At 69.8% G+C, this 18,570-nt stretch carries 13 protein-coding genes; 6 read left to right on the forward strand and 7 right to left on the reverse strand.

The window, feature by feature from the left end; all coding sequences use genetic code 11:
* The first annotated feature begins 55 nt into the window (after window positions 1-55).
* The 4 genes from ACIBTM_RS18775 to ACIBTM_RS18790 are packed head-to-tail and all read left to right on the forward strand — an operon-like array spanning window position 56 to window position 10,785.
* Window positions 56-1,816 carry a fatty acyl-AMP ligase gene (locus ACIBTM_RS18775; protein ID WP_395878196.1) on the forward strand — a complete coding sequence of 587 codons (1,761 nt, stop codon included), beginning with the start codon at window positions 56-58 and terminating at the stop codon, window positions 1,814-1,816.
* Entirely contained in the window at window positions 1,813-8,232 is a 6,420-nt protein-coding gene (locus ACIBTM_RS18780; protein WP_395878198.1) for an SDR family NAD(P)-dependent oxidoreductase, read from the forward strand. The genes ACIBTM_RS18775 and ACIBTM_RS18780 overlap by 4 nt, the downstream gene beginning before the upstream one ends.
* Window positions 8,229-9,794, forward strand: a complete 1,566-nt coding sequence (locus tag ACIBTM_RS18785; protein ID WP_395878200.1) for an acyl-CoA carboxylase subunit beta — start codon at window positions 8,229-8,231, stop codon at window positions 9,792-9,794. Before ACIBTM_RS18780 ends, ACIBTM_RS18785 begins: the two co-directional genes overlap by 4 nt.
* 13 nt (window positions 9,795-9,807) lie before the next feature.
* Entirely contained in the window at window positions 9,808-10,785 is a 978-nt protein-coding gene (locus ACIBTM_RS18790; protein WP_395878202.1) for an alpha/beta hydrolase, read from the forward strand.
* Window positions 10,786-10,953: 168 nt separating this feature from the next.
* On the opposite strand, the gene ACIBTM_RS18795 is transcribed toward ACIBTM_RS18790, so the two are convergent.
* The 6 genes from ACIBTM_RS18795 to ACIBTM_RS18820 form a co-directional block, all read right to left on the reverse strand.
* Window positions 10,954-11,331, reverse strand: coding sequence for a hypothetical protein (locus ACIBTM_RS18795; protein WP_395878204.1), 378 nt, complete (start codon window positions 11,329-11,331; stop codon window positions 10,954-10,956).
* A gap of 707 nt (window positions 11,332-12,038) precedes the next feature.
* On the reverse strand, window positions 12,039-12,218 hold the full coding sequence (locus tag ACIBTM_RS18800; protein WP_395878206.1) for a hypothetical protein: 180 nt from the start codon (window positions 12,216-12,218) through the stop codon (window positions 12,039-12,041).
* A 170-nt stretch (window positions 12,219-12,388) separates the two neighbouring features.
* Window positions 12,389-12,808 carry a hypothetical protein gene (locus ACIBTM_RS18805; RefSeq protein WP_395878208.1) on the reverse strand — a complete coding sequence of 140 codons (420 nt, stop codon included), beginning with the start codon at window positions 12,806-12,808 and terminating at the stop codon, window positions 12,389-12,391.
* Between the two features lie 219 nt (window positions 12,809-13,027).
* On the reverse strand, window positions 13,028-13,987 hold the full coding sequence (locus ACIBTM_RS18810; protein WP_395878210.1) for a pyridoxal-phosphate dependent enzyme: 960 nt from the start codon (window positions 13,985-13,987) through the stop codon (window positions 13,028-13,030).
* Window positions 13,984-14,628, reverse strand: coding sequence for a transcriptional regulator (locus ACIBTM_RS18815; protein ID WP_395878212.1), 645 nt, complete (start codon window positions 14,626-14,628; stop codon window positions 13,984-13,986). The genes ACIBTM_RS18810 and ACIBTM_RS18815 overlap by 4 nt, the downstream gene beginning before the upstream one ends.
* On the reverse strand, window positions 14,621-14,974 hold the full coding sequence (locus ACIBTM_RS18820; RefSeq protein ID WP_395878214.1) for a RidA family protein: 354 nt from the start codon (window positions 14,972-14,974) through the stop codon (window positions 14,621-14,623). The genes ACIBTM_RS18815 and ACIBTM_RS18820 overlap by 8 nt, the downstream gene beginning before the upstream one ends.
* A 113-nt stretch (window positions 14,975-15,087) precedes the next feature.
* Between ACIBTM_RS18820 and ACIBTM_RS18825 the strand changes: the two genes are divergently transcribed.
* Window positions 15,088-15,834 carry a GntR family transcriptional regulator gene (locus tag ACIBTM_RS18825; RefSeq protein ID WP_395878216.1) on the forward strand — a complete coding sequence of 249 codons (747 nt, stop codon included), beginning with the start codon at window positions 15,088-15,090 and terminating at the stop codon, window positions 15,832-15,834.
* A 90-nt stretch (window positions 15,835-15,924) separates the two neighbouring features.
* On the opposite strand, the gene ACIBTM_RS18830 is transcribed toward ACIBTM_RS18825, so the two are convergent.
* Window positions 15,925-17,247, reverse strand: a complete 1,323-nt coding sequence (locus ACIBTM_RS18830; RefSeq protein ID WP_395878218.1) for an SLC13 family permease — start codon at window positions 17,245-17,247, stop codon at window positions 15,925-15,927.
* Window positions 17,248-17,403: 156 nt separating this feature from the next.
* On the opposite strand from ACIBTM_RS18830, the gene ACIBTM_RS18835 reads away from it, so the two are divergent.
* Entirely contained in the window at window positions 17,404-18,570 is a 1,167-nt protein-coding gene (locus ACIBTM_RS18835; RefSeq protein WP_395878220.1) for a pyridoxal-phosphate-dependent aminotransferase family protein, read from the forward strand.

Consider the following 18,570-nt stretch of genomic DNA (forward strand, 5'->3'; position numbering starts at 1 on the left):
CAACGGCGCCGTTCCGAATTCACCCGCTCCTGCTCACGTCGTCAAACGAGGGGCCATGGAAACCATTTCGGAAACGGTCGTCGCCGCCCACGGCACGGACGACGCCCCCGGTGGGGAGTCGTTCGCGACCCTGCTGAGGTACTGGGCGTGGCGGCTCGGCGACGAGGTCGCGGTGACCTACCTCGACCATCGCGCCGGAGCGGACGGCCGGGCGATCACCTTGTCCTGGCGCGAACTCGACGAGCGCGTCGACGCCCTGGCCACCCGGCTGACCTCGTTCACCGGTGCCGGTGACCGGGCCGCGATCCTGGCCCGGCAGTCCGTCGACTACGTCGTCGCCTTCCTCGGCGCGATCCGTGCCGGGCTGGTCGCGGTCCCGCTGTTCGCCCCGGACCTCCCCGGGCACGCGGGCAGGCTGGCGGCCGTGCTCGCCGACTGCACGCCGAGGGTCGTGCTCACGACCACTGACGGACTCGACGCCACCGCCGGTTTCCTCGCCTCGACGGCGATCGAGCGACCCGCCGTGCTCGCCGTCGACACCACTGCTCCGGTCGCGGCCGGTGACCGCTCCTGGCCGCGACCGGAACCGGACGGACTGGCGTACCTGCAGTACACGTCCGGTTCCACGAGGACGCCGGCGGGTGTGATGCTGACCCACCGCAACGCGCTCACCAACGCCCGGCAGGCGTGCGACGCCTACGCGGTCGAGACCGGGACGACGTCCACCGTCAGCTGGCTGCCGCTCTTCCACGACATGGGCCTGATTCTCGGGATCGGCGCGCCGATGGCGGCGGGCGCGTCGTCGGTCCTGATGGATCCGCTCGCCTTCCTCGAACGTCCGTCACGCTGGCTGCGCGCGCTCTCGGCCAGCCCCGGCGCGATCAGCGCGGCACCCAATTTCGCTTACGCCTACTGCGCTTCCCGCGTGACCGAGGCCGAGAAGAGCTACCTCGAACTGAGCCGGGTCGTCTCGTTGATCAACGGCAGCGAGCCGGTCCTCCCGTCGACCATCGCGAAGTTCCACGGCGCTTTCGAAGAGTGCGGGCTGCGCCCGGAGGTGCACCGGTCGTCCTACGGGCTGGCCGAGGCCACCGTGCTCGTATCCGTCACCGAGGCGGGGAAGGTGCCGCGAGAGGTCGCTTTCGACCGCGATCAGCTCGCCGCCGGGCTGGCGACGCCCGCGCTCCACGGCGCGCCGTCCACCACGCTCGTCTCGTGCGGATTCCCGGCGGGGCAACGGGTCCGCATCGCCGATCCGGTCACCGGCGCGCTGGTCGAACCCGGCAGGGTGGGGGAGATACAGGTCAACGGCCCGAACGTCGGAGTGGGGTACTGGGGGCGGCCCGCCGCGTCCGGCGGTGTCTTCGGCCTGCCGCCGATCGATCCGGAGTCCGGCGCCGGCTGGCTCGCGACCGGGGATCTCGGGGTGCGGTACGACGGCGAACTGTTCATGACCGGCAGGCTCAAGGATCTCGTCATCGTCGACGGCCGTAACCACTATCCGCAGGACATCGAACAGACCGTGGAGACCCATCCCGCGGTCCGGCCGCATTCCGCCGCGGCGTTCGCGATCGAGCGTGGAGACGGCGAGGCGGCGGTCGTGCTGGCGGAGCGCGCGAAGGGGAGGGAGGCCGACATCGCCGCGGCGACCGGCGAGATCCGGAGGGCGGTCTCGGCCGCGCACGGTCTGCGGCCGGACGACGTCGTCTTCCTCGCCCCGGGCGAGATCCCGCGCACTTCCAGCGGCAAGATCAGCCGGGCTCTCTGCCGGAAGTCCTATCTGGACGGTTCGCTGACCGCGCGGCGGCTCGGGTGACCGGCGAGATCCGCGCCTGGCTCATCGCGCGGGTGGCCGAGCGGACCGGGTCGCCCGCCGGCCAGGTCGACGCCGACCGGCCGCTGCACGAGAGCGGGCTTTCCTCACGGGAGTCGATGGAACTGGCGGCGGAGCTGGGCAGGCATCTCGGCCGCCCGTTGCCGCCGACGCTGGTGTGGCAGTACCCGACGATCACCGCTCTCGCCGCTCGTCTGTCCACAGAGGAGGGACCTGCGGTCGTGAGCGGCGAAAGCCGCGAAGAGGAACCGATCGCGATCGTCGGAGTCGGCTGCCGTTTGCCGGGCGGCGCGGACTCCCCGGAGCGGTATTGGCGGCTGCTGGACGCCGGGCGCGACGGCATCCGCGAGGTCCCGGAAGACCGCTGGGATATCCCCGCCCGCGGCGGATTCCTCGGCGACATCGCCGGTTTCGACGCCGAGTTCTTCGGTATCACGCCGGGCGAGGCCGAAACGATGGATCCCCAGCAGCGGATGCTGCTCGAAGTCGCCTGGGCGGCGCTGGAACACGCCGGTATCCCGCCGTCCACGCTGCGCGGAAGCCGGACCGGGGTGTTCGTGGGGCTCTCGGCAGGCGAGTACGGCCACCTGACGATGGCCGACCCCGCCACGGTCGACGTCTGGTCCGCCACCGGCGCCGCGACGAGTATCGCCGCGAACCGGCTGTCGTACCTGTTCGACCTGCGCGGCCCCAGTCTCACCCTCGACACCGCGTGCTCGTCGTCGCTGGTCGCGGTGCACCAGGCGGTGCAGAGCCTCCGCCACGGCGAATGCGGGACGGCACTCGTCGCCGGGGTGAACCTGCTGCTCTCGCCCGCGGTCACCGCGTCCTTCGAGCGGGCCGGGGTGCTGGCCCCGGACGGGCACTGCAAACCGTTCGACGCCGCCGCCGACGGTATCGCCCGCGGCGAGGGCTGCGGGGTGATCGTGCTGAGACCGCTGAAGGCCGCTCGCCGCGTGGGTGATCGGGTGCTCGCGGTGATCCGCGGCAGCGCGATCAATTCCGACGGCCGGTCGAACGGTCTCGTGGCACCCAGTCCCGGCGCGCAGGCGGACCTGTTGCGTGACGCGTACGCGGCGGCGGGCGTCGAACCGTCCTCTGTGGACTACGTGGAGGCACACGGGACCGGGACCGAGGTGGGCGACCCGATCGAGGCGAGCGCGCTCGGCGAGGTGCTCGGAGCCGGCCGCGAACCCGGCCGCCCGCTCCTGATCGGCTCGGTGAAGGGGAACCTCGGCCATCTGGAAGGCGCGGCGGGGATGGCCGGGCTGATCAAGGTCGTCCTCGCGATGGTCCACCGGCGGCTGCCACCGACCCCGCATCATCACGAACCCAGCCCGCACATCGATTTCCCCGGTCTGCACCTTCGTGTGGTGGACGCAGGGACGGACTGGCCGCGCTACTCCGACGTCGTGCGGGCCGGGGTCTCGGCGTTCGGGTTCGGCGGCACCAACGCCCACGTCGTCCTCGAAGAGTGGCCCGCCGCGTCGTTCGCCGCCCGGGGGAAGGAAACCGAGGGCTCGCGGGTGTTCGCGCTGTCCGCTCGTTCGGCCGAGGTGCTCCGGGCGCGGGCCGCCGATCTGGCGGTCTGGCTCGAAGATCCCGCTCACCGGGCGGTCTCGCTGGACGCGGTCGCCGCGACACTGGCCAGGAGCCGGGACCACCTGTCCGTCCGTGGCGCGGTCATCGCGGAGGGACGCGACCGGGCGACCGCCGCCTTGCGGGAAATGGCCGCCGGACGCGAGAGCGGCGACGTCGTCCTCGGCGAGGCCGCGCCCGTGTCGGATGTCGTGTTCGTCTTCTCCGGCTACGGCTCCCAGTGGCCAGGGATGGGCCGCGTCCTGCTGCGCACCGAGCCCGCGTTCCGGGCCGAGGTGGAGGCACTCGATCCGGTGTTCCGGGCCGAAGCCGGATTCTCCCTGCACGCGGTGTTCTCCGGCGACTACGACCTGCCGGACCTCGGCGCGACGCAGCTCGCGTTGTTCGGCATGCAGCTCGCCCTCGCCGGGCTCTGGCGTGCGCACGGCGTCGTCCCGGCCGCGGTGCTCGGGCATTCGATGGGCGAGGTCGCGGCCGCCGTCGTCGCCGGAGCGCTGGACGCCGCCGACGGCCTGCGCGTGATGGCCACCCGCGCCCGGCTGCTGGCCGAGGTCGACGCCTCCGGCGACGGCGCGATGGCGGTGGTCGAACTGTCCCCGGCCGAACTCGCCGACCTCGAAGCGGACTTCCCCGGGATCACGGTCGCGGTCTATGCGTCGCCGGTCCAGTGCACCGTCAGCGGCGGAGCCGAACAGGTCGAGGCGCTGGTGTCGCATGTCGAGAGCCTCGGCAGGCTGGCGAAGCGGCTTCCGGTCGGTGGGGCGGGCCATTCGGAAGCCGTCGACGCCGTTCTCGGCCGGTTCCGCGCCGAGCTCGGCGGGCTGTCCCCAAGACCGGTGGAGATCCCCTGCTACAGCAGCGTTCTCGACGATCCACAGTGGTCGCCGGTGTTCGACGTCGAGTACTGGGCGGCGAATCTGCGCCGTCCGGTGCGGTTCAGCCAGGCGCTGGCGGCGGCTACCGCCGACGGCTACGGCGTGTTCGTCGAGATCTCGCCGCATCCGGTGGCACTGGCCGCGATCGAGCAGAGCACCGGCGCGCTCGCGGTGCCGTCCGCGAGTCGCAAGGTCGACGAGCGACAGGCGTTCCTGACCACGCTCGCCCGGCTTCACACCCTCGGACTGCCCGTCGTACTCGACGACGGTGGCCCCCGCCCGCTTCCGGTCGAGCTGCCCGGCCCGCGCTGGCGGCACCGGCGGTTCTGGCCGCGACGCCCGGCGAATCGAGCCAAGGGCGCGCATCCGTTGCTGGGTGTCCACATCGAACAACCGACCGGTGGCGGGCATCTGTGGCGCGCGGACGTCGGGACCGAGACGCTGCCGTGGCTGGCCGACCACGCGGCGATGGGTGTTCCGCTGTTCCCCGCCGCCGGATTCCTGGAACTCGCGCTCGCGGCGGCGAAGTCGGTCCTGCGGCCCGGCGGGCAACTGCGTATCGGCGGTCTTGAACTGCATCGCGTCCTTCCGCTCGCCGCGCATACCGAGGTGACGACCAGCCTGAGCGCCGGACCGTCCGAAGTGGACGTCTATGCGCGCTCCGCGGACGGCGGCTGGGTGCGGCACGCGACCGCCCGTGTCCGTGACGGGAACACCGCGGTGGTGCCGTTCGGCGCGGTCGGCGACGACGCCCGGCCGATCGACCTGTACCAGGTACTGGCCGGGATGGGGCAGGGTTACGGTCCCGCTTTCCGCGGGCTGCGCGAAGTCCTGGCGGCACCCGGCCGGGCCTCGGCGTCGATCACCCTGCCCGCCGACGATCCGGCGTACGTCCTGCACCCGGTGATCGCCGATGGCTGCCTGCACGCGCTGGCCGCGGCCGCCGGGGACGTGCTGCGCGAACTCGACGGCGTGTTCCTGCCGCTGACCTTGGGCGAGGTCGTCCTCGCCGGCGACCCACGTCGCGGTGTCCGGGTCGACGCCGTGCTCGACTCGCTCGATCCGGCCGGTGACGGCCTGGTCGGCGGCGTCCAGCTGGTCGACGCCGACGGTGTCGTCCTGGTCGAGTTCCGCGAGGTCTATTGCCGCCGGTTCCAGCGTTCGGCGCTGCCGGTGCCGATGGCGGATCTGCTGTTCGAGACGGTCTGGCGGCAGGCCGACCTGCCGCCGGCCGCGCCGGGCCCGCGCTGCTGGGTCGTGCTGCACGAAGACGCGCCGTGGCTGACGGCGTTGCGTGACCGGCTCGCCGGGGACGAACTGGTGACCGTTCCGCTCGGTGACCGGGCCGCGCTCGCGGAAGCCCTGCGAGCCCGCGAGGTGACGGGAGTCCTCGCTTGCCTCGGTTCCGGTGCGCCCGATCCGATGCGGGACGCGCGGATGGTCGCGACGCTCTCCGGTGTCCTCGCCGAACTGGCCGAACGGGCGCCGCGGTTGTGGTTCGTCAGCGCGGGCGCGTCCGCCATCGAACCTGGCGAGCGTGGAGACCCCGGTCAGGCATGGCTGCGCGGGCTGGTCCGTGTACTCGCCTTCGAACACCCCGAACTGCGGGCGAGCCAGGTCGACTTCGACGCCGAGCCGGATCCCGCCCGGCTCTGGGTCGCCAAGCTGGCGGCGGAGATCCGGGCGGACGCGCCGGACGACGAGATCGCCTGGCGTGAGGGCGTCCGGTACACCCGGGTGCTGGCCCGGCCGGAACTCGGCGAGCCCGGCCGCGAAATCGTTGTGAGAGAAGGCGCTTATGTGATCACCGGCGGTCTCGGCGGCCTCGGCCTGGTCGCGGCGGACTGGCTGGCCGGACGCGGCGCGACCAGGCTCGTCCTCTCCGGCAGGCGTGGTGCGAGCCCCGCCGTCGAACCACTGCTGGCGGATTTGCGTGACCAGGGCGTCGACGTCCGCGTGGTGACGGGGGATATCGCGGAGCCGGGGACGGCCGAGGCGCTGGTGGCGGCCGCGACCGACGGCGGCCTGCCGTTGCGGGGCATGCTGCACGCGGCCGGCGTGCTGTCCGACGGTGCCGCCGCCGGCCTCGGCACCGCCGCCGTCGAGGCCGTCTGGCGCGCCAAAGCGCTCGGGGCGTGGCGCCTGCACGAAGCGACAGCCGGGCACGAACTCGACTGGTGGCTGACGTACTCGTCGGCGGCCGCCCTGTTCGGATCGCCGGGCCAGGCCGCTTACGCCACCGCGAACGCGTGGGTGGACGCGCTCGTCGCGTGGCGCCGGGCCGCCGGATTGCCCGCGGCGACCATCGGCTGGGGAGCCTGGGGCGAGGCCGGTGCGGCGGTCGGCAATCGCAACCCCGTACTCGAACCGCTCGGTACGGAGGAGGCGCTGGCGGCACTGGACGCCGTGCTGCGACGCGATCGCGCCTCGACCGGGATCGCCCGTGTCGACGCGGGGACCGTCCTGGCTTTGTTCCCGCGACTGGCCGGACGGCCGTTCTTCGCCCTGTTGGTACCGGGGGACGAGCCGGTCGCCGGACAGTCCACTTGGGACGGACTGGACGCGCTGCGGGCCGTCCTGCCCGAAGCCGCCCGCGAGATGCTGGCCGACTACCTGGCCGGGCTCGTCGCCGGGATGCTCGGCCTCGCCGCGGACGAGATCGACCGGAACGCGCCGCTCACCCGGCTCGGCCTGGACTCCCTCACCGCCATGCGCGCCAGGGGAGTGGTGGAACGCGATTTCGGCCTGCCGCTGCCGATCCCGCTGTTGTTGCGTGGCGCGAGCCTCGGCGAACTCGCCGACCATCTCGCGGACCAGGCCGGGTTCGGCGCGGCGGGCTCACGGCCGGCCGGCCCGGGTGCGGCCGTCGGCCCACGTGATCCGGCCGAACGCTGGATCGCCCGGCACTGGCAGGCGGAGCTCGGCGGCACGGAACCCGGCGTCCATGACGACTTCTTCGCCGTCGGTGGCGACGACGAAGCGGCCGAGCGGTTGCGCGTCGTTTTCGCCGGGCAGCTGGGAGCCGTCCCTGAGCGGCTGTTCGCCACGCCGACGATCGCCGCGATGGCCGATCTGCTGCGCGACGCGATCGAGGGACGCGGAGGCTGCCCTGTCCGGCCGCTGCGCGAGGGCGGCACGGATCCGGTGTTCCTGTTCCATCCGGCGGGCGGTCCGACGAGTGTCTACGAGGGGCTCGTCCGCCTGCTGCCGGAGGGCAGGCCCGTCTACGGGCTCGAACGGATAGACGAAGAGGACACGGTCGAGGACAAGGCCGAGTGCTATCTCGAACTGATCCGGGAAATCCAGCCGCGGGGCCCGTACCGGCTGGGTGGCTGGTCGTTCGGCGGCTGCCTCGCCTACGAGACCGCCCGGCGGCTGACGGCGGCGGGGGAGCGGGTCGATCTCGTGTTCATGATCGACAGCATCCTGCCGCTGCCCGCACCGGGGAAGCCGGCGCACGAGATCCTGCTGGACCGGTTCGACCGCTTCGCCGAGCACGTCGAGCGGACCTACGGTGTGCCGCTGGACATCCCGCGCGAGGACCTCGTCCGGCTCGGCGACGACGAACAGATCCGGCTGGTGATCGCCCGCCTGGCCGCGCAGGTGCCCGGCATGGGGCACGGTGTGCTGCGGCACCAGTACGAGTCCTATGTGGACGCACGGGTGGCCGAACGGTACGAGCCGGAACCGTATGGCGGGCCGGTGCTGCTGATCCGGGCGCAGGAGCCGCATCCGCTGACCACCACCCTCGATCCGCGGTACCTGCGCACCGACGAAACCCTCGGCTGGGACGCCTTCTGCGCGGATCTGGAGGTCGTGCGGGTGCCGGGCGATCACCTGTCGATGATCGACCCGCCGCACGTCGAGGTGGTCGCCGCCGCGCTCGCGGCCCGGCTCGGGGCACCCAAGGCGGCGCGGCCATGACCGACACGACGGCGTTCCGGATCGCCGACCTCGCCGCCCGCCAGGAGGATCTCCGGATCGCCGAGAAACGGGCGGTCGACCGGCAGCACGCCAAGGGTAAGCTGACCGCGCGCGAACGCGTCGAACTGTTGCTGGACCAAGGTTCCTTCGTCGAACTCGACCAGTTCGCCCGGCACCGGTGCACCGAGTTCGGGATGGACGCCAACCGGCCCTACGGCGACGGCGTGGTGACCGGGCACGGCACCGTCGACGGCAGGCGGATCTGCGTGTTCTCCCAGGACTTCAGCGTGTTCGGCGGCAGCATGGGCGAGGTCTTCGGCGAGAAGGTGCTGAAGGTGATGGACCTGGCGATGACGCTGGGCTGTCCCGTGGTCGGCATCAACGACTCCGGCGGCGCCCGGATCCAGGAAGGCGTCGTCTCGCTGGCCTACTACGCCGAGCTCGGCAGGCGCAACGCGCTCGCGTCCGGTGTCATCCCGCAGATCTCGCTGATCATGGGACCGTGCGCGGGCGGGGCGGTCTATTCGCCGGCGATCACCGATTTCACCGTGATGGTCGACGAGACCGCGCACATGTTCGTCACCGGCCCGGACGTCGTGCACGCCGTCAGCGGCGAGCGGGTCTCCGCCCAGCGGCTCGGCGGCGCCGCGGTGAACAGCGAGGTCTCCGGGAACGCCCACCACCGGGCGGTCGACGAGCACGACGCCATCGACTGGGTGCAGACCTTGCTCGGCTACCTGCCGTCCAACAACCTCGACGCCGCCCCGGAATACGCCGACGAGACCGATCCCGAGCTCACCGCCGCCGATCTCGAACTCGACCGGCTGGTGCCCGACTCGCTGAACCAGGCCTACGACATGACCGAGGTGATCGCGCGACTCGTCGACGACGGCGAGTTCACCGAGATCCACAGCGCCTTCGCGCCGAACATGATCTGCGCGTTCGGCCGGGTGCGGGGCCGGACGGTCGGGGTCGTGGCGAATCAGCCGCGCCATCAGGCGGGCGTGATCGACATCGACGCCTCGGAGAAGGCCGCGCGATTCGTCCGGTTCTGCGACGCCTTCGGCATCCCGATCCTCACCCTCGCCGACGTCCCCGGTTACCTGCCCGGCGAAACGCAGGAACGGCAGGGGATCATCCGCCGCGGTGCCAAGCTGATCTACGCCTACGCCGAAGCGACCGTGCCGAAGGTGACCGTGGTGATCCGCAAGGCCTATGGCGGCGGCTACGCGGTGATGGGGTCGAAACACCTCGGCGCGGACGTCAACCTGGCGTGGCCCACCGCCGAGATCGCGGTGATGGGCGCCGAGGGCGCGGTGCGGGTGCTGCACCGGCACGAACTCGCCGCACAGCCACCGGAACAGCGGACCGCCGAACGGAAGCGGCTCACCGAGGCGTACCGCGAACGGCATTCGAACCCTTACCTGGCAGCGGAACGCGGCTACGTCGATCAGGTCATCGCGCCGTCGCAGACCCGCCTTCAGGTGGCGAGGGCGCTGCACGCGCTGCGGACCAAACGGCAGACCCTCCCGGCCAAGAAACACGGAAACATCCCGTTGTGAGCGAGGAGAAGTGATGAAGCGAACCCGGCGGTGGGGTCTGCTGGCGCTGGCCATGGTGGCCCTGCTCGGAAGTTCGATCCCCGCGAGCGCGGCGCCCGCGCCCGTCTCCGCCGACAACGGGGCGAAGGTCGTCGAGGAGACCTGGCTGGACGCGCGCACGGTCGACCTCAAGATCAGCTCGCCCGCGCTCGGGACCACCGGTATGGTCCGCCTGCTGGTGCCGACCGGCTGGGCGGCGCAACCCACGCGGACCTGGCCGACGCTGTACCTGCTGCACGGCTGCTGCGAACCGGTCGACTACCGCTCGTGGGACCAGTTCACCGACGTCAAGGCGTTCACCGCCGACAAGGACGCCCTCGTCGTCATGCCGACGGGCGGTCCGGCCGGCATGTACACGAAGTGGTGGAACTTCGGGCTCAGGAGCACTCCCGACTGGGACACCTTCCACACCCTGGAAGTACGGCAGATCGTCGAACGCGGCTACCGGGCGGGCACGCGCCGGGCGGTCGCCGGGCTGTCGATCGGCGGATACGGCGCGCTCGCGTACTCGCACAAGCACAAGGGGATGTTCACGGCGGCGGCGTCCTACAGCGGGGTGCCGAACACCCTCAACCAGGGGGCCCCGCTCTTCATCCAGGGGATCCTGGCCCGCGCGGGGATCTTCAACTACCTCGAACTCTGGGGCGACAGCTGGGGGATGCGGCCGATCTGGACGGCGAACAACCCGTACGACAACATCGACGGCCTACGCGGCACGGCGCTCTACATCTCCTGCGGGAACGGGAAGACCGGCCCGCTCGACCCGCCGGGCAAGTCCGACATCTTCGAACCCCAGGCGCTGGCCTCCTCGGTGACCTTCACGGATCGGTTGAAGGCCAAGGGGATTCCGGCGACCGTCGACTACTACGGCGACGGTACGCACAGCTGGCCCTACTGGCAGCGGGCGCTGCGGAACTCTTGGCCGGTGCTGGCGGGCGGGCTCGGCCTGTGACCGCGAGGTTCAGCAACGGCCAGGCGATCCGGACGGCAAGGATGACTCCGCGTACCAGCTCGACGGCCTTGGTCACCGCGCTGATCGCAGCGGCCACGGCGTACCAGGCGAGGAAGGCCGCTGCGATGTCGACGATGACCGGCATCAGCGGACGCAGCCACCCGCTGATCACGACGAGCGCGGTGAACGCCAGCAGCTCGCTCTTGCCGTTCTTCCGCGCCAGCTCGATCCAGCCGATCTGGAAGCGGCGGACGAAGGACTCCCATTCCGGATCCCACACGACTTCGCCGACCGCAGCTCGACGATGTCTTTCCGTTGCCACGGCGCGAGTTCAAACGGCCGGCGGGACCACGCCAGCGCCTCGCGCACGACCACGAAGGCGTCGACGTCCCACACGGTGACCACGCCGACGCCGATCAGGCCGGGCGCGAGCCGGTCCCACGCGGCGCGGGCGTCGTCGGACGGGTTCACGGGCGCGATGACCTCGTTCTCGGGCGGGATCGGCTCCGCGTGGTCGATCCGGTCGGGCCGGTCGCCGTGGAGCAACTTCAGTGCTGTCGGCTTCGGGTTGGCTCCACGTGCTCCCGCTGGTCATTCACCTCTCCCGTGCTTCGTCGCGTTGATTTGTGAAACGTCTACACATTGCACGCACAACGTCAGCGATTAACCCATTAGGAGCATGTGACGGATCGCGGCCATGTGCCACACTGGCGTGGCATCGGGGAGGGGGCGGCGTAATGATCACGCCTAGTCTGAAATGATCGAGAATGCCTGAAAGGGCAGCCGTTTTCCTTCCTTTGACAATGTCAATTGGAGGATACCTTGAGGCGTAAAATCGCGTCATTAATGGCCGCCACGGTCGCGGCAGGTGCTCTCATGGCTACAAGCGCACCAGCGGCCAATGCGGATCTTCGCACAGTCTGTAACGGAAAGATCTGCACGAGAGCCGACATTTACAACTCGGACGGCGGCCGCGTGCTAGTCAGCACGGTTGTCGTTTACGTTACCGACAAAATTGCGCGACCACTGTTGGTCTTCATCAGGAACGACCGCTGGCCCGCCACGGGTACACCGCCGCGACGGACGTCTTTTGCGGCGAACGTCAACAAAAAGTACCCGAAAGGTACGTTGGTGTGCGGAGATCAGCATCACGGTACCAATGCGGCCTGCGTGACATTGTAAGGCGGAACAGGTGAAGGCAGAGACGAATGCTGCCCGGTCGATTTTGCGGCATTCGTGTCTGCTGCCCTCGGTCAGGTAGCAGGGCTGCGGTCACCGGCCGCGCCCGCCGCGCGAATGTCGAGCCGACGGGCGGTCCACGGATCGTGGCTCCGCTGACGTTGACGAGCGAACGACGCAGGTGTGCTCTCCTTCTTTCTCTGTTCGTCTTCCATCAGTACGCCGAGCACGCTGGCCATGGCGTAGCCGTCCATGTACTTGTCGCCGATGGGGAGCAGCTTCGCGTTCCGGAGGAACTTCTACTCGGAGTCTGTGGCGAGGCGGAACCTTTCGGCCTCACACTTCGCCCTGTCGCGGAATCCTTGCTGTAGGGCTGTGAGTTCCCTACGGGAGCCCTCCGGTGTACTCGACATCGGCCGGCGGATCAGCCTCCGGGTCCGCGTTGAGCTTTGAAGCCGGTCTCGGTCAGCTCGTCTAGCATCCGCTTGCCGAACGTCTTCTTGAAGGCGCTCACGCCGTACTTGCGCGCCCTGCGAGTCGAAGCGGTGCCCCCCTGGTGCGGCCACCACAGATCGGCGTACTCCTCGAACCGCCTCGACTGGCGCTGCACGGGAAGACCCGCGTCGGTGTAGGTGCCGTCGATCCGCTGGTGTAGGACCTTCGCCGCGGCCTCGGCGTGCTCGTAGAACTCGAGGGTCTTCGAGCCGTCCGGAGCGGGGACGTTCTGTTTCCTCTGGGCTACCGCGTCCCAGACGTAGACCTGGTACTGGGTACCGGACTTCCGATGGATTTCCTCAACGCTGTATCCCGGGCCACGCCTGGGTTTCCGCGTCTTCTTGGACATGGAGGATCTGCCTCTCGCCGTGCGCACGCGCGGCGATCCCTGCAAGGCGACCGTAACCCGATGACGACGAGCTGATCAAGCTAATGGGCGAAGTCCATGCCCATGCCCACGTCGGTGGTCGCAACAAGATCCACCCGCGGATTCCTGACCTGCGACGATCATTGATCATCTCCATGTCATGCCCTCGGACCACCGCATTCAGAGGACGAAATGCGAGGATCAGCCGGCGATCAGTTCGGCGAAGCGTTCCGGGCTGACGTTCCCGCCGCTGATGATCACCCCGACCCGGCCCGAGGCGGAGACCTGGCCGCTGAGCAGCGCGGCGAGGCCGGTCGCCCCGCTCGGCTCGATGACGAGCTTCAGTCGCTCGAACGCGAACCGCATCGCGTCCCGGACCTGCTCGTCGGTGACCAGCGCGATTTCGTCGACGAGCCGCCGGTTGATCGAGAACGTCAGTTCGCCGGGGATGGAAGCGGCCTGGCCGTCGGCGATGGTCCGCGGCACCGGGATCGACACGCGTTCGCCCGCCTCCAGCGAGCGTTTGGTGTCGTCACCCGCGGCGGGTTCGACGCCGACCACCCGGATGCCGGGCCGCACGGCCTTCGCGGCGGTCGAGCTGCCCGCGATCAGGCCGCCACCTCCGACCGGGACGAGGAGGGTGTCCAGGGAATCGGTGTCCTCCAGCAGTTCCAGCGCCGCGGTGCCCTGACCCGCGATCACGTGCGGGTGCTCGTAGGGCGGGATGAGCGCGAGACCGCGGTCGGCCGCCAGCGCCTCGCCGATGGCGACGCGGTCGCCGGTGTACCGGTCGTAGGTGACGATCTCGGCGCCATAGCCCGCTGTGGCGTCCTTTTTGGACTGCGGGGTGTCCTCCGGGATCAGGATGACCGCGCTGCTCCCGAGTTCCCGCGCGGCGAGCGCGACGGCCTGCGCGTGGTTGCCTGAGGAGTACGCGGCGATGCCCTTGGCCAGCTGTTCCGGCGAGAGCCGGGAGGCGGCGTTGTACGCGCCGCGGAACTTGAAGGCCCCGACGCGCTGGAGGTTCTCGCACTTGATGAAGACCTCGGCGCCGACGAGGTCGTCGAGGGTGCGGGAACGCACGACCGGGGTCCGGTGCGCGACCCCGGCCAGGCGGGCGGCCGCGTCGCGGATGTCGTCGATGGTCACGGGGGCGGTCATGATGCTCCTTGCTCACGGATTTCGGCGAGATAGTTGTAGGCGGAGGCGCGGGAGATCCCGATCCGGGCCGCCACCTGGGGCACGGCCCGCCGCACGGCGAAGACTCCGCGTGCGTGCAGGCTGCGGAACAGGTCGAGACGTTCTTCGCGGCTGAGCGCGGTCCACGGTTTGTTCAGCCGGAGTTGGTGCTCGTCGACGATCGCGTCCACCACCGCGTCGACGTCGTCGCTGAAGGTGGTGGTCGGCGTCGCGGCGGCGGTGCCGACATCGGCGAGTTCGCCGACGAGGGTCCGCAGCTGGCCGAGCGCGGTGACGTCGAGGTTCACGCACAGCGCGCCGAACACCGAGCCGCCGCTGTCGCGCAGCAGCATCGTCGAAGACTTCACGAGCTTCCCCGACGCTGTCCTGGTCACATAGTTCAGCTGGTCTTCGGCATCGTCGCCGCGGGCGAGCAGGCCCATGCCGATCTCGCTCATCGACCCGCCGACGGTGCGGTCGGTGACCGATCCGGCGATCGCGACCACCGACTTCTCCGGACGGCGGAAGTCGTGCACCACGACCTCGCAGAACGAGCCGAGCGTCGCCGCTATGCCGTCGGCGACCGGGGCGAGCGCGTCGAGGATCGCGTCCTGCTCAGACATCGCGAACCCGGGCGAGCGCCTCGACTTCGACGACGCCGCCGTAGGGCAGGGATGCGACCCCGACACAGGTACGGGCGGGCCTGGGCTCGGAGAAGAACTCTTCGTAGACCCGGTTGAGGCCGTCGCGGTCGGCGATGTCGGTCAGATAGACGACGACCTTCACCACGTCCGCCCGGGTCGCGCCCACCGAACGCAGCGCGGCGTCGAGGTTGGCGAAGGCCTGCGGGCATTCGGCATCGAACCCGCCGGATACCAGTTCTCCGGTCTCGGTCACGCCGAGCCGCCCGGACACGGAAACCAGGTCGCCGCTGCGGAAGGCGGGCGGATACGGATGCTCGTTGGTCACGAGACCGACTGTATAAGCATTGGACGGAGTGTCCAACCGAATAAGAAGTGACCTACCGCTCACACGCGACAACGGTGATTGATATACCGTATACAGACAGGGAGGGGATCCGGATGACCACGAGTTCCGCCAGTGCCGTGCAGGACCAGGACGGCCGGATCGTCGCGCCGCCGAGCATGGCCGATCTGGCCACCCAGGCGCTGCGCGCGATGATACTTTCCGGCGAGCTCCCGCCCGGCACGCGTTTGGTCGAGGCCAAGCTCACCGAGCGGCTCGGGGTGTCCCGCCCGCCGCTTCGCGAAGCGTTGCAGGTCTTGGCCTTCGAGGGACTCGTCGTGCCCCATCCGCGGCGCGGCGTCATCGTCCGCCCGCTGACCCGCCATGACGTCTACGAAATCGTCACCCTGCGCGAAGAACTCGAAGCCTTCGCCGTCCGGATCGGGATCCCGGTCCGCTCTCCGGAGCGGTTGCAGGCCTGCCGGGACGCCCTCGCGGCGTTCGAACAGGCGGGCCGCGATGGCGACGAAGGTGTGTTCACGCAACGCAAGTACGACTTCCATCAGTCGATCGTCGCGCTGGCCGGGCACGAGCGGGTCACCGAGGCCTATCGCGCGCTTTCCCTGCAGATGCAGCTGTGCATGGCCCTCAACCGCAGCGCCCGCCGCGACGGCGAATCGTTGATGCAGAACGTCGAGCGGCATCGCGAACTGCTCACGATCATCGAGGGCGGCGATCCCGAAGCGGTGTTGCAGGCGCTGGCCGATCATGGTCACGGCAGCTTCCTCGACGCGGTGGTGGACCAGCTCGACGGTGGCACTCCCGATTCGGAACGCTGGCTGGCCGAACGCCGGAGCCGTTAGCCGAAGGAGCCGGGTTGTACATGAAGGCCCCCTTCCTGTACTTAGGCGCAAGGATGGGGGCCTTCATGTACTTCGGAGCCGGCGAAGGCCTCAGCCGGGCAGGATGAACAGCAGCCAGGTCGCGATCGGCGCGATCGCGCACATGCTGAATCCCCAGATCATCAAGCCCCGGAACACCTTGTCGTTCTGGCCGGCGGGCGCGTTGGCCACCACCAGCGCGCCGCTGGTGGAGAACGGCGACGAGTCGACGACCGAAGATGAGATCGCCAGCGCGATGATCATGCCGACCGCCCCGACCTCGCCCGCCAGCAGGAACGGCACCGCGAGCGGGATGAGCGCGCCAAGGATCCCGGTCGTCGACGCGAACGCCGAGACCACCGCGCCGATCGCGCAGATCAGGATCGCGGCCAGCAGCGGTGAACCGATCCGCGTCACCAGGTTGCCGAGCCAGTCGATCGTGCCGACCCGCTCCATCAGCGAGACGAAGGTGACGATCCCGCAGATCAGCAGCACGGTCGGCCACGCCACCTCACCGACGGCGGCCTTGGCCGATCCCGGCGAGACCAGTGACAGCACCGTCGCCACGGTCAGCGCGGTGAAGCCGACGTCGAGTTTGAACACCAGCGCGCCCACCGCGAGCGCGGCCAGCCCGATCAGCGTGAACACGTGGTTGCGCGTGAGCGGAAGTCGTTCTTCGGGCTCGTCGGTGCCGCCGCTCGAAGGCGTGGGGTCGCCGGTCAACGTCGTCACCGTCGAGGAACCGCTGTGCGCGAGTGCGGCGACTTTGGGCCTCGCGGTCGAAGAGCGGCGGATCAGTTCGCGGCCGCCGAAGACGAAGAACACCACGACACTCAGCACCAGGTTGAAGACGAAGGAAGACGCGAACAGCAGCCCCGGATCGCTCGGCAGGTTGTCGCGGGCGACGACGCCGTTGACGATGCTGCCGAAGATGCTGATGGGGGAGAAACCGCCCGCGCTGGCGCCGTTGATGATCAGCAGGCCCATCAGCATCGGGTTGATCGAGTAGCGGCGGGCGAATCCCATGCCGATCGGCGCGATGATCGCCACCGCCGCCGGTACCACCGCGCCGACCGCGGTCAACGCCGCGGTGACCACGAACATCACCCACGGGATCAGGGCGATCCGCCCGCCGACGGCGCGCACCACCAGGTGCACGAGCCGGTCGACGGTGCCGTTGCCTTTGGCTATCGCGAACAGCAGCGTCACCCCGACCAGGATGACGAAGAGATCGCCGGGAAAGCCCGAGACGATGTCGTCGGTGCTCTCCCCGGCGAAGACCGTGCCGATCACGAAGGCGGCGACGAACGCCAGCGCTCCCATGTGGACGGGGAGCACGGTCGCGATCAGGAAGACCAGGGCGAGCGCCACGACTGTGACGAGTTGTATGGACATCGGAATCCTCTGCGGTCGGCGCTGACACATTCAGGGAATCGGGTCGAAGTTGTTCCGGGCACCCCCTCGACGGAGTTCGGTACACGGTATACCGTTCAAGCGGCGAGACCAAGGTTTCGCTCCTTGAAACATTTCGAAGCCAGCGTGGAGGCGCACATGACATATGCGGCCGGACGGCACTTCCTGCAGATCCCGGGTCCGACGAACGTTCCCGACGTGGTGCTCCGGGCGATGTCGGCGGCGACCATCGACCACCGCGGGCCGGAGTTCCAGGAGCTGGCGACGGGGCTGCTGCGCGACATCAAGCCCGTCTTCGGCACGACGAACCCGGTCGTCATCTACCCCGCGACCGGGACCGGTGCGTGGGAAGCGGCGCTGACCAACACCCTCAGCCCCGGCGACACGGTCCTGGCTTTCGAGACCGGCCACTTCGCCACGCTGTGGCAGGAAATGGCGCGGGGGCTCGGCCTGCACGCGGACTTCGTGCCGGGTGACTGGCGGCGCGGCGCCGACCCGGAGGTGGTCACCGACAAGCTCGCGGCCGACACCGCGCACCGGATCAAGGCCGTCTGCGTGGTCCACAACGAGACCTCCACCGGTGTCACCAGCCGGATCCCGGAGATCCGCGCCGCGATCGACGCCGCCGGGCATCCCGCGCTGTTGCTGGTCGACACCATCTCGTCGCTGGGCTCGATCGACTACCGGCACGACGAATGGGGCGTCGACGTCACCGTCGCGGGCTCGCAGAAGGGGCTCATGCTCCCGCCGGGCATGAGTTTCAACGCGATCAGCGACAAGGCCCTCGACGCCGCCAAGACCGCGAGCCTGCCGAAGATCTTCTGGGACTGGGGCCCGATGCTCGCCGCGAACGAACGCGGATTCTTCCCCTACACCCCCAACACCAACCTCATGTACGGCCTGCGGGAGGCCTTGCGCCTGCTCTACGAAGAAGGTCTCGAAAACGTCTTCGCGCGCCACGCCCGGCACGCGGCCGCCACGCGCGCCGCCGTACGCGGCTGGGGCCTGGAGGTCCTGTGCCAGGACGAGCGCGAGCATTCCGGCGCGCTGACCGCGGTCCTGATGCCCGAAGGGATCGACGCCGACAAGGTCCGCGCGATCATCCTCGACCGGTTCGACCTGTCCTTGGGCGCCGGACTGGGCAAACTCGCCGGGAAGATCTTCCGGATCGGGCATCTCGGCGCGTTCAACGATCTCACCCTCGCCGGCACCCTCGCGGGAGTCCAAATGGGACTGACGCTCGCCGGTGCCCCCGCCGATCCACGTGGGCTGCAGGACGCCCTCGAACTGCTGCAGAACGACTGA

The organism is Amycolatopsis sp. NPDC049868, from assembly GCF_044461365.1.
Taxonomy (GTDB): Bacteria; Actinomycetota; Actinomycetes; order Mycobacteriales; family Pseudonocardiaceae; genus Amycolatopsis.